At 73.1% G+C, this 12589-nt stretch carries 7 protein-coding genes; all 7 read left to right on the top strand.

Annotated elements, in window-relative coordinates:
- The first annotated feature begins 89 nt into the window (after window positions 1-89).
- The 7 genes from ACIQ9P_RS14465 to ACIQ9P_RS14435 all read left to right on the top strand — a co-directional run bounded on the left by ACIQ9P_RS14465 (window position 90) and on the right by ACIQ9P_RS14435 (window position 12522).
- On the top strand, window positions 90-2045 hold the full coding sequence (locus ACIQ9P_RS14465; RefSeq protein WP_402354977.1) for an alpha-1,4-glucan--maltose-1-phosphate maltosyltransferase: 1956 nt from the start codon (window positions 90-92) through the stop codon (window positions 2043-2045).
- Entirely contained in the window at window positions 2042-3766 is a 1725-nt protein-coding gene (gene treS, locus ACIQ9P_RS14460) for a maltose alpha-D-glucosyltransferase (RefSeq protein ID WP_402354823.1), read from the top strand. The genes ACIQ9P_RS14465 and treS overlap by 4 nt, the downstream gene beginning before the upstream one ends.
- A gap of 241 nt (window positions 3767-4007) precedes the next feature.
- Window positions 4008-5498, top strand: a complete 1491-nt coding sequence (locus ACIQ9P_RS14455; protein ID WP_402354821.1) for a maltokinase — start codon at window positions 4008-4010, stop codon at window positions 5496-5498.
- Window positions 5499-5650: 152 nt separating this feature from the next.
- Window positions 5651-8140 carry a 1,4-alpha-glucan branching protein GlgB gene (gene glgB / locus ACIQ9P_RS14450; protein ID WP_402354819.1) on the top strand — a complete coding sequence of 830 codons (2490 nt, stop codon included), beginning with the start codon at window positions 5651-5653 and terminating at the stop codon, window positions 8138-8140.
- A 238-nt stretch (window positions 8141-8378) separates the two neighbouring features.
- A complete protein-coding gene (locus tag ACIQ9P_RS14445) occupies window positions 8379-9053 on the top strand; it encodes a hypothetical protein (RefSeq protein WP_402354817.1) in 675 nt (224 codons plus the stop codon).
- Between the two features lie 110 nt (window positions 9054-9163).
- Window positions 9164-11293, top strand: coding sequence for a phosphate acetyltransferase (gene pta / locus ACIQ9P_RS14440; protein ID WP_402354815.1), 2130 nt, complete (start codon window positions 9164-9166; stop codon window positions 11291-11293).
- Complete coding sequence (locus tag ACIQ9P_RS14435) at window positions 11290-12522, top strand: acetate/propionate family kinase (RefSeq protein ID WP_402354813.1); 1233 nt, start codon at window positions 11290-11292, stop codon at window positions 12520-12522. The genes pta and ACIQ9P_RS14435 overlap by 4 nt, the downstream gene beginning before the upstream one ends.
- Window positions 12523-12589 lie beyond the last annotated feature (67 nt).

Below are 12589 nucleotides of genomic sequence, written 5' to 3'. Positions count from 1 at the left end.
GTGCCGCCGCCGGCCCCGCCACCGGCCGGGCCCGCGCCAAGCCCGCCACCACCCGCAGGACCGCCCGCCCGACGACAGAGAGCGACACCGTGATCGGCCGCATCCCCGTCCTGGACGTCAGCCCCCTCGTGGACGCCGGCCGCCGCCCGGCCAAGGCGGTGGTGGGTGAGGCCGTCCCGGTCTCCGCGACCGTGTTCCGCGAGGGCCACGACGCGGTCGCCGCCAACGTGGTGCTGCGCGACCCGCGCGGCCGCGGCGGCCCCTGGACCCCGATGCGCGAGCTGGCCGAGGGCTCCGACCGCTGGGGCGCGCACGTCACCCCGACCGCCCCCGGCCGCTGGTCGTACCTGGTCGAGGCATGGTCCGACCCGGTGACCACCTGGCGCAGGGCGGCGGCGATCAAGCTGCCGGCCGGGATCGACACCGCGCTCGTCCTGGAGGAGGGCGCGCAGTTGCTGGACCGCGCCGCCGCCGGGGTGCCGAAGAAGGAGGGCCGGGCGGTGGTGCTGGCGGCCGCCGAGGCGCTGCGCGACCCGGCCCTGCCGCCGCTGTCCCGGCTGGCCGCCGCGCTCGCCCCCGAGGTGCAGGAGCTGCTGGGCCGCTTCCCGCTGCGCGAGCTGGTGAGCGCCTCCCGCCCGGTGCCGCTCCAGGTGGACCGGGAACGGGCGCTGTTCGGTTCCTGGTACGAGTTCTTCCCCCGCTCCGAGGGCGCGGTGGTCGACCCGACCGGGGTGGAGCCGCCGCGCTCGGGCACCCTGCGGACCGCCGCCGAGCGGCTGCCTGCGGTCGCCGCGATGGGCTTCGACGTGGTCTACCTGCCGCCCGTGCACCCGATCGGCCGCGCCTTCCGCAAGGGCCCCGACAACAGCCTGACGGCCGGTCCGCACGACGTCGGCTCGCCGTGGGCGATCGGATCCCCGGAGGGCGGCCACGACGCCGTCCACCCGGACCTCGGCACGATCGAGGACTTCGACCACTTCGTCACCGAGGCCACCGCGCTGCACCTGGAGGTGGCGCTGGACTTCGCGCTCCAGTGCTCGCCGGACCACCCGTGGGTGAACAAGCATCCGGAATGGTTCAGTCACCGGGCGGACGGCACCATCGCCTACGCCGAGAATCCCCCGAAGAAATATCAGGATATTTATCCGATCAACTTCGACCAGGACCTGGACGGAATCGTCAAGGAGACGATCCGGGTCCTCCGGTTCTGGATGGCGCACGGGGTGCGGATCTTCCGGGTCGACAACCCCCACACCAAACCGGTGCTCTTCTGGGAGCGGGTACTCGCCGACATCGCCCGCACCGACCCGGACGTCGTCTTCCTCGCCGAAGCCTTCACCCGCCCGGCGATGATGCACACCCTGGGGAAGATCGGTTTCCACCAGTCGTACACATACTTCACCTGGCGCAACACCAAGGCCGAACTCACCGAGTACCTCACCGAACTCACCGGCGACTCGGCCGCCTACATGCGCCCCAACTTCTTCGCCAGCACCCCGGACATCCTGCACGCCTACCTCCAGCACGGCGGCCGGGCCGCGTTCGCGATCCGCGCCGTCCTGGCGGCCACCCTCTCCCCCAGCTACGGCGTGTACGCCGGCTACGAGCTCTACGAGAACGAGCCGGCCCACCCCGGTTCCGAGGAGTACCTGCACTCGGAGAAGTACGAACTGCGCCCCCGGGACTGGAGCCGCACCGACACCCTCGCGCCGCTGCTCACCGTCCTGAACCGGCTGCGCCGCCGTCACCCGGCCCTGCGGCAGCTGCGTTCACTGCGCTTCCACCCCACCGACAACGAACAGGTGCTCGCCTACTCCAAGACCGCCCCGACGCCCGACGGCCTCACCGACCACCTCATCACCGTGGTCAACCTGGATCCGCACCACGCCCAGGAGGCCACCGTCACCCTGGACGGGGACGGGCCGTACGCGGTCCACGACGAGCTCACCGGCGCCGCCTACACCTGGGGCCGGCACAACTACGTCCGACTCGACCCCTCAGCCGAGCCGGCCCACCTCCTCACGGTTCGGAGGAACCCAGCGTGACAGTCAACGAGCCCGTCCCCGACACCTTCCCCGAGACCTCGAAGAAGAACCTGGACCCGGAGTGGTTCAAGCGTGCGGTCTTCTACGAGGTGCTGGTGCGGTCCTTCCAGGACAGCAACGGCGACGGGGTCGGAGACCTCAAGGGGCTCACCGCCAAGCTCGACTACCTCCAGTGGCTCGGGGTCGACTGCCTCTGGCTGCCGCCGTTCTTCGCCTCGCCGCTGCGCGACGGCGGCTACGACGTGTCCGACTACAAGTCGGTGCTGCCGGAGTTCGGCGACCTCGCCGACTTCATGGAGTTCGTCGACGCCGCGCACGCCCGCGGCATGCGCGTGGTCATCGACTTCGTGATGAACCACACCAGCGACCAGCACCCGTGGTTCCAGGCGTCCCGGGAGGACCCGGACGGCCCGTACGGCGACTTCTACATGTGGGCCGACGACGACAAGCAGTACCCGGACGCCCGGATCATCTTCGTCGACACCGAGACCTCCAACTGGACCTACGACCCGGTGCGCAAGCAGTACTTCTGGCACCGGTTCTTCTCCCACCAGCCCGACCTCAACTACGACAACCCCCGGGTCCAGGACGAGATGATCGCCGGGCTGCGGTTCTGGCTGGACCTCGGCATCGACGGGTTCCGGCTGGACGCGGTGCCGTACCTGTTCGCCCGGGAGGGCACCAACTGCGAGAACCTCCCGGAGACCCACGAGTTCCTCCAGCGGGTCCGCAAGGAGATCGACGCCGACTACCCGGACACCGTGCTGCTCGCCGAGGCCAACCAGTGGCCGGAGGACGTCGTCGACTACTTCGGCGACTTCGCCTCCGGCGGCGACGAGTGCCACATGGCGTTCCACTTCCCGGTGATGCCGCGGATCTTCATGGCGGTCCGCCGGGAGTCCCGCTACCCCGTCTCGGAGATCCTCGCCAAGACGCCCAACATCCCGCACGGCTGCCAGTGGGGGATCTTCCTGCGCAACCACGACGAGCTGACCCTGGAGATGGTCACCGACGAGGAGCGCGACTACATGTACGCGGAGTACGCCAAGGACCCGCGGATGCGCGCCAACGTGGGCATCCGCCGCCGGCTCGCCCCGCTGCTGGAGAACGACCGCAACCAGATCGAGCTCTTCACCGCCCTGCTGCTCTCCCTGCCCGGCTCGCCGGTGCTCTACTACGGCGACGAGATCGGCATGGGGGACAACATCTGGCTGGGCGACCGGGACGGCGTCCGGACCCCGATGCAGTGGACCCCGGACCGCAACGCGGGTTTCTCCTCCGCCGACCCGGGCAGGCTCAGTCTGCCGCCCATCATGGATCCGGTGTACGGCTACCAGGTGACCAACGTCGAGGCGCAGCAAAGCAGTTCGAGCTCGCTGCTGCACTGGACGCGTCGCATGATCGAGATCCGCAAGCTCAACCCGGCGTTCGGCCTCGGCAGCTACACCGAACTGCCCTCCAGCAACCCCGCGGTGCTGGCCTTCGTCCGTGAGCACGAGGGGGACCTGGTCATGTGCGTGAACAACTTCTCGCGGTTCGCGCAGCCGACCGAACTGGACCTGCGGCGGTACAACGGACGGAATCCGGTCGAGCTGATCGGCGGGGTGCGCTTCCCCTCGATCGGCGAGTGGCCGTACCTGCTCACCCTGGCCGGGCACGGCTTCTACTGGTTCCAGCTCCGCCGGCCCGCCCGGCCCGGCGGAACCGGACGGTCGAAGTAACGATCCGGCAGCCGCCGCAGAGCCCACCGAACCCTCCGGGGGCGCGAGTTCGTACCCCGCGCCCCCGGTCGTCTCTGCACCACCGCGTACGGAGAACAGCCCAACGGCCACCCACACGAAGGCGTGACACCCGGGCCCAGCGCTCGCGTGCCGCGCCGCCGCGCCGCCGCAATCCGGAAGACTGACGGACCCGGCCAGACCCGTCGGGCGATCCGCCCAGCTCCTCCGGGGAAAGGGAGTCATGTCCGAAACCTCCCGTTCGCAAGTCCCCCTGCACCAGGACGTCCCCGCCGGCTCCGCCGCGTCGGCCGTCCCGCGGGGTACCGGGGTCCGGAGGACCGCCCTGGGGGTGAGCGAACTCGTCCAGGCGGCGCTGCCGCTGATCGCCGAGTGGCTCCCCACCCAGCGCTGGTACGCCGGGAAGGGACGGCCGATCACCGGCCTCGTCCCCGTGGTCGGCACCCCCCTCCAGGTCGGCGACCCCGCGCTGCTGCACCTGCTGCTCCGGGTCGAACACGCCGCCACCGCCGGTGTGCCGCACGGCGACCTGTACCAACTGCTGCTCGGCGTCCGCTCGCAGGGCCCGGCCACGATCGAGCCGACCGCCGTACTGGGCCGGCTCACCCAGGGCCCGTACGACGGGGCGACGCTCTACGACGCGGTGCACGATCCGGAGCTCACCGGTCGGCTGCTGGAGCACCTGGCCACCGGCGACCGGTTCGGCGCGCTGTCGTTCCGCCGCACCCCGGGCTCGGGACTGCCCACCAACCTGCCCGGGCGCGCCTCCACCGCCGAGCAGTCCAACAGCTCGGTCATCTACGGCACCTCGTACATCCTGAAACTGTTCCGTCGCGTCCACCCCGGCACCAACCCCGACCTGGAACTCTCGCTCGCGCTCTCCCGGGCCGGTTCGACCCGCATCCCCCGGGTCGCCGCCTGGTTCGAGAGCCGCCTGGAGCGCACCGAGCCGGCCACCCTCGGGCTGCTCCAGCGCTACCTGCCGGAGGCCGAGGACGGCTGGGAACTCGCCCTCGACCAGGTCGGCCGGCTGAAGGGCGACCCCTCCCCCGGCAACTTCGCGATCGAGGCGCACCGGCTCGGCCGGGCCACCGCCGAGGTGCACCGGGTGCTCTCCCGGTCGATGCCGGTCGCCCGGCTGGACCGCGGGCAGACCCGGCAGCTGGCCTCCGCGATGGCCGACCGGCTGGACAGCGCGGTCGCCGCCGTCCCGGGGCTGATGCGCTACCGGGGCGCCCTCCGCTCGGCCTTCGGCCAGATGGCCGACGCCCACCCGGACGGCATGGCGGTCCAGCGGATCCACGGCGACCTGCACCTCGGCCAGGCCATGCGCACCCCGCACGGCTGGGTCCTGCTGGACTTCGAGGGCGAGCCGGCCAAGTCGGTCGCCGAACGGCGCGAACCGCAGACCGCGCTGCGGGACGTCGCCGCGATGCTCCGTTCCTTCGACTACGCCGCCGCCCACCTGCTGGCCGGCGGACCGTCCGACCCGGAACTCGCCCACCTCGCCGCTGCCTGGGCGCAGCGCAACCGCACCGCCTTCTGCGCCGGCTACACCGCGGGCGGCGGCACCGACCCGGCGGCCTCGCCGGAGCTGATGCGCGCGCTGGAGATCGACAAGGCGGTGTACGAGGTGGTCTACGAGGCCCGGCACCGGCCGAGCTGGTTGCCGATCCCGCTGGCCGCGATCAACCGGCTCGCCGTCACCGTCTGATCCGCCGCGCGCCCCCTCGCCGGCCGGTCCGGTCCCCGCCCCACCGGAGGCCGCCCCCGCTCCCCGCCCCGGTCCCTCGCCGGAGTCGCGCCCCCGCCCCGCATCCGCCGCCCCTCCCCCGATTCCGCGCCCCGCTCCAGGAGGTCCTCGCCGTGACGCCGCTCGACCCGCCAGGCCGCACCATCCGCACCGTGCCGGCCACCTTCCTGGCCGGCCCGGACGCCCCGAAGCGCGAACCCGCCGCCGCCCGACGGGCCGAGCCGGAGCCGACCGGGGCCTCCGGGGCCACCCCCGCGACCCCGGGCGCCGTGCCGCAGCCCGCCGTACCCCCGGCCGCCGTCCCACCGCCACCGTCCGCGCCCGCGCCCGCGTCAGTCGGCGGCGACGCGGGCGCGGGCGGCACCGGCACCGGCACCGGCACCGGCACCGGCACCGGCACCGGGGGGACGCTGCGGCTGCCCGAGGCCCCGCTGCCGCCCGCCGAGGTGGACCGGCTGGTCGGCGGCCAGCACCACGACCCGCACGCCCTGCTCGGCGCCCATCCGGTCAACGGCGGCACCGCGATCCGGGTGCTCCGCCCGTTCGCCGACCGGGTCCTGGTGGAGACCGACCAGGGTCCGGTCGAGCTCACCCACCAGCACGGCGGCCTGTTCACCGGCCTGCTGGCCGCCCCGGAGGCCCCCGACTACCGACTGCTGGTCGAATACCCGGACACCGAGCCGCTGCGCCAGCACGACGGCTACCGCACCCCGCCCACTCTCGGCGAACTCGACCTGCACCTCATCTCCGAGGGCCGGCACGAGCAGCTCTGGCAGGCCCTCGGCTCGCACGTGCGCACCGTCGGCGGCGTCGCCGGCACCGCGTTCGCGGTCTGGGCGCCGAACGCCGCCGGGGTGCGGCTGATCGGCGACTTCAACCACTGGAACGGCACCGGGCACCCGATGCGCTCGCTCGGCTCCTCCGGCGTCTGGGAGCTGTTCGTCCCCGGTCTCGCCGAGGGCGCCCACTACAAGTACGAGATCCGCACCCGGCACGGCGAGGTCCTCGACAAGGCCGACCCGCTGGCCCGCGCCGCGCAGCTGCCGCCCGGCACCGCCTCGGTCGTCACCAGCTCCTCCTACCGCTGGCAGGACGGCGAGTGGATGGCCCGCCGGGCCCGCACCGCGCACCACCGCGCCCCGATGTCGGTGTACGAGCTGCACCTGGCCTCCTGGCGGCCCGACCTCACCGACTACCGCGCCATCGCCGCGGAACTCCCCTCCTACCTGAAGGGGTTGAACTTCACCCATGTGGAGTTCATGCCGGTGATGGAGCACCCCTTCGGCGGCTCCTGGGGCTACCAGGTGTCCGGTTACTACGCGCCCACCTCCCGGCTCGGCGGCCCCGACGACTTCCGCTTCCTGGTCGACACCCTGCACCAGCACGGCATCGGCGTCATCGTCGACTGGGTGCCCGCGCATTTCCCCAAGGACGACTTCGCGCTCGCCCGCTTCGACGGCGAGCCGCTGTACGAGCCGGCCGACCCGCTGCGCGCCGAGCACCCGGACTGGGGCACCCTGGAGTTCGACTACGGCCGGGTCGAGGTGCGCAACTTCCTGGTGGCCAACGCGGTCTACTGGTGCGAGGAGTTCCACATCGACGGCCTGCGGGTGGACGCCGTCGCCTCGATGCTCTACCTCGACTACTCGCGCGAGGGCGGCGCCTGGACGCCCAACCAGTACGGCGGGCGGGAGAACCTCGACGCGGCCGCCTTCCTCCAGGAGATGAACGCCACCGTCTACCGGCGCTGCCCGGGCGTGATCACCGTCGCCGAGGAGTCCACCGCCTGGGACGGCGTGACCCGGCCCACCGACCGCGGCGGCCTCGGCTTCGGCCTGAAGTGGAACATGGGCTGGATGCACGACTCGCTGGTCTACATGGGCAAGGACCCGGTGCACCGGCGCTTCCACCACAACGAGATCACCTTCTCGATGGTGTACGCCTGGTCGGAGAACTACATCCTGCCGATCTCGCACGACGAGGTGGTGCACGGCAAGCAGGCGCTGGTCTCCAAGATGTCCGGCGACTGGTGGCAGCAGCGCGCCAACCACCGCGCCTACCTCGGCTTCATGTGGGCCCACCCCGGGAAGCAACTGCTCTTCATGGGGCAGGAGTTCGCCCAGGGCGCCGAGTGGGACCACGAGCAGGGCCCGCAGTGGTGGGTGCTCGACGAGCAGTGGCCGGCCCACCGGGACCACCTCGGCGTGCGCCGCCTCGTCCGCGACCTCAACGGCCGCTACCTGGAGACCCCCGCCCTCTGGGAGCAGGACAGCGTCCCGGCCGGCTTCGGCTGGCTCGACGGCGGCGCCGCCGAGGACAACCTGCTCTCCTTCGTCCGCTACGCCGCCGACGGCACCCCACTGGTCGCGGTCTGCAACTTCTCCCCCGTCGTCCGGCACGGCCACCGGGTCGGCCTGCCCGAGCTCGCCGGCCGCGACCAGCTGTGGGAGGAGGCCCTCAACACCGACGCGGCGGCCTACGGCGGCGGCGGGATCGGCAACTCCCACCCGGTGAAGTCCGAGGCCGTCGCGTGGGACGGCCAGCCCCGCAGCGCCGAGCTGGTCCTGCCGCCGCTCTCGACCGTCTGGCTCCGCCCGGTGTGACGGGCCGCTCCGGGCCGCCGCTCCGCACCCCCGGGGGTGCGGAGCGGCGGCCCGTCGCCGTCCCCGGCACCGGTTCTCCCGCCGTCCGCCGTTCTTCCCCGGCCGGTGCCCCCTGCGCCCCGCCGGCCCGCGGACGGCCGGGGCCGTGGCGGGCACCCGGTGGATTTCCCGGCGCCCGCCCGGATGATCGGAAAGACTCGGCCCAGGGGTCGTCCGACGGGGAGCGAGGGAAGCGTCGGTGGGGATGGTGCTGGGGTGGGGGTACGTGCTGCTGCCGCTGGTCTGCTGGACGGTGCTGGCGCGGACCAGGACGGTCGGGGCGGTGGTCGCCGGAGCACTGGCCGCGCTGGCGGTCGTCCCGGTCGGCCTGGAGTACGGGTGGTTCCACAGCCGGGCCGTCGCGGAGTCGCAGGCCGGCTATCCGCTCGCCGCCGGGCTGGTGGTCCTGCTCGGCGCCCTGGCCGAGCACCTGCGGCGCGGCCACCGGCCCGCCGGCGGGTCCGCCCGGACGACCGCCGCGATCGCGCTGACCGCCGCGCACGCGCTGCTCGGCCTGGTGGTCGGCCTGCTCTACCAGCTCGCCGTGCACGAGCCCTTCTCGCCCGAGCGGTCCGAGCTGGCGCTGCCGCCCGGCCTGGTCGTCGCGCACGACAGCGGTCCCGACCGCGACTGCGGCCTGCACGCCTGCGTGCGCGAGCTGACGGTGGTGAGCGCCGAGGGCCTGCCCGCCGCCGAGGTCGCCCGCCGGCTGCGGGAACGGCTGGCGGCGGACGGCTGGCGCACCCGGCCGGACCTCGTCCTGGCCCGTCGGCACGGGTGGCTGCTGGACAAGCGGATCACCCTGCTGACCGTCACCGCGCGGCCGGCCGGGGTGGCCGTCGAACTCGCGGGCCCGGACCGCTCGCCATGGTGACCTTCGGCCCCTTGCGCGCGTTCGACCGCTCCGCTCGCGAACGCGCGTTCACGGTGCGAATGTATGGTCGATATGACCACTTCCTGAGACGACGGGACGGAGAGAGCCGCGTGGCGCGCAGCGTGTACGTGACCGGGATCGACCGGGGCGACGGCCGGCAGGCGGTGGAGCTCGGGGTCATGGAACTGCTCACCCGCCAGGTGGACCGGGTCGGGGTGTTCCGCCCGCTGGTGCACGCCTCCGCGCACGGCGCCTCCGGCTCCGACCACGTGGTCGAGCTGCTGCGGGCCCGCTACCGGCTGGACCTGCCGGCGGCAGATCTCTACGGCCTCGACTACGAGGCCGCCGCCGCGCTGCAGGCCGCCCAGGGCCAGGACGAGCTGGTCTCGGTCCTGGTGGACCGGTTCCGGGCGCTGGAGCGCCGCTGCGAGGCCGTGCTGGTGCTGGGCACCGACTTCGCGGACACCAACATCCCCGACGAGCTGGCCTTCAACGCCCGGCTGGCGAACGAGTTCGGCGCCGCCGTGCTGCCGGTGGTCGGCGGGCACGGCGAGGAGGCCGAGGCGGTGATCGCCGAGGTCCGCAACGCCCACCGGGCGTACACCGACCTGGGCTGCGAGACCCTGGCGATGGTCGCCAACCGGGTCGCCCCGGCCGCCAAGCAGCCGGTCCAGCGCAAGCTGACCGAGAAGCTGCCGATCCCCGCCTACGTCATCCCCGAGGAGCCGGCGCTGGCCGCGCCGACCGTCGCCCAGCTGGTGGAGGCGACCGGCGCCGAGGTGCTGATCGGCGACGCCTCCGGCCTCGCCCGGGACGTGCGCGGCTTCGTCTTCGGCGGCGCCATGCTGCCGACCTTCCTGGACGCGCTGACCGAGGGGGCGCTGGTCGTCACCCCCGGCGACCGCGCCGACCTGGTGATCGGCTCGCTGGCCGCGCACGCCGCCGGCGCCCCGCCGATCGCCGGGGTGCTGCTCACCCTCGGCCAGCACCCCGGCCCGAACGTGATGGCGCTGGCCGCCCGGCTCGCCCCCGGCACACCGGTGGCGGTCGTCCCGGAGGGCAGCTGGCTCACCGCCGCGGCCCTGACCCATCTGGAGGGCAAGCTCTCCTCGGCCAGCCCCCGGAAGGCCGAGATCGCCCTCGGACTGTTCGAACTGCATGTCGACACGGCCGAGTTGACCAACCTGATCGAGGTCGGCCGGTCCGAGCGGGTGACCCCGATGATGTTCGAGCACGCGCTGCTGGAACGGGCCCGGGCGGCCCGCCGGCACGTGGTGCTGCCGGAGGGCACCGAGGACCGGGTGCTGCGCGCCGCCGAGATCCTGCTGCGCCGCAACATCTGCGACCTCACCCTGCTCGGCGAGGTCGACGCCGTCCGCCGCAAGGCCGCCGCCCTGGGCATCGCGCTGCCGGAGCCGGACGCCGGTGCCGACCGCGCCCGGATCCGGATCGTCGACCCGGCCACCAGCCCGCTGCGCCGCCAGTTCGCCGAGCTGTACGCGAAGCTGCGGGCGCACAAGGGCATGACCGTGGAGCTGGCCCTGGACGTGGTCACCGACGTCTCCTACTTCGGCACCCTGATGGTCCAGGAGGGCATCGCCGACGGCATGGTCTCCGGCGCGGTGCACTCCACCGCCGCCACCATCCGGCCCGCGTTCGAGGTGATCAAGACCTCGCCGGGCGCCGCCATCGTCTCCAGCGTCTTCTTCATGTGCCTGGCGGACAAGGTGCTGGTGTACGGCGACTGCGCGGTCAACCCGGACCCGGACGCCCAGCAGCTGGCCGACATCGCCATCCAGTCGGCCGCCACCGCCGCCCAGTTCGGGGTCGAGCCGAGGGTCGCGATGCTCTCCTACTCGACCGGCACCTCCGGCTCCGGGGCGGACGTCGACAAGGTCCGCAAGGCCACCGAGCTGGTCCGCGAGCTGCGCCCGGACATCCTGGTCGAGGGTCCGATCCAGTACGACGCGGCGGTGGACGAGCACGTCGCGGCCACCAAGCTGCCGGGTTCGGCGGTGGCCGGCCGGGCGACCGTGCTGATCTTCCCGGACCTCAACACCGGCAACAACACCTACAAGGCGGTGCAGCGCTCGGCGGGCGCAGTCGCCGTCGGACCGGTGCTCCAGGGGCTGCGCAAGCCGGTCAACGACCTGTCGCGCGGCGCGCTGGTGCAGGACATCGTCAACACGGTGGCGATCACCGCCATCCAGTCCCAGGAGCGCACCGAGGTGACGGCATGAGTGAAGGTACCCGGGTCCTGGTGCTGAACGCCGGCTCCTCGTCGGTGAAGTACCAGCTGATCGACATGCTGGACGGCGACCGGCTGGCCTCCGGCCTGGTCGAGCGGATCGGCGAGGCCGGCGGACGGCTGGTCCACACCCCGCGCGGCGGCGCCGAGCGGGAGGCCGCGCAGGCGTTCCCCGACCACGGCGCCGCCCTCAAGGCGGTCGCCGAGGAGCTGGCCGCCGACGGCCTCGGCCTGGACTCCCCCGAGCTGGCCGCGATCGGGCACCGGGTGGTGCACGGCGGACTGCGGTTCACCGAGCCGACCGTGATCACCGACGAGGTGCTGCGGGAGATCCGCCGGCTGATCCCGGTGGCGCCGCTGCACAATCCGGCCAACATCACCGGTATCGAGGTGGCCCGCGCGCTGCGGCCGGACCTGCCGCAGGTGGCCGTCTTCGACACCGCCTTCCACGCCTCGATGCCGGAGTACGCGGCCCGGTACGCGATCGACCGGGCGGTGGCCGACGAGCACCGGGTGCGCCGCTACGGCTTCCACGGCACCTCGCACCAGTACGTCTCGCGGGCCACCGCGCGACTGCTCGGCAAGGACCCGGCCGAGGTCAACGTGATCGTGCTGCACCTGGGCAACGGCGCCTCCGCCTCGGCGGTGAGCGGCGGGCGCTGCGTCGACACCTCGATGGGACTGACCCCGCTGGAGGGCCTGGTGATGGGCACTCGTTCGGGTGATATCGACGCCGGCGTGGTCTTCCACCTGCACCGGGTCGGCGGCCTGTCGGTCGACGCGATCGACGACCTGCTCAACCGCCGCAGCGGACTGCTGGGCCTGTGCGGCGACAACGACATGCGCGAGATCATGCGCCGCGCGGACGCGGGAGACCCGGACGCCCGGCTGGCCTTCGACGCCTACGTCCACCGGGTGCGCAAGTACGTCGGCGGCTACTACGCCGTCCTCGGCCGGGTGGACGCGATCGCCTTCACCGCCGGGGTCGGGGAGAACGCCGCGCCGGTGCGCGCGGCGGTCGCCGCCGACCTGGAGGAGCTCGGCATCGCGGTCGACCCGGAGCTCAACTCGGTACGCTCGCGCGAGCCGAGGATCATCTCCCCCGAGCTGCTCACGTCCGGGAGCCGCGCCCGGGTGGCGGTCGCCGTCGTCCCCACCGACGAGGAACTGGAGATCGCCCGGCAGACCTTCGCCCTGGTGCACCGATCGGCCGAAAACTGACCCTCCGTCGTCTCGCTCCGCGAAATCCTTCGTCGGCGATTCCTTTCCATTCGGGCCGAATGCACCC

Source organism: Kitasatospora sp. NPDC094019, from assembly GCF_044764505.1.
Classification (GTDB): domain Bacteria; phylum Actinomycetota; class Actinomycetes; order Streptomycetales; family Streptomycetaceae; genus Kitasatospora.
The sequence above is the reverse complement of the archived record's forward strand: the minus strand, read 5'-3'. Positions and strand labels throughout refer to the sequence as shown.

What these genes read in the sequence shown, in the direction of transcription:
- ACIQ9P_RS14455 (WP_402354821.1), top strand. Translation starts at nt 4,008, where the DNA reads ATGTCCGAAACCTCCCGTTCGCAAGTCCCCCTGCACCAGGACGTCCCC.
- ACIQ9P_RS14435 (WP_402354813.1), top strand. Translation starts at nt 11,290, where the DNA reads ATGAGTGAAGGTACCCGGGTCCTGGTGCTGAACGCCGGCTCCTCGTCG.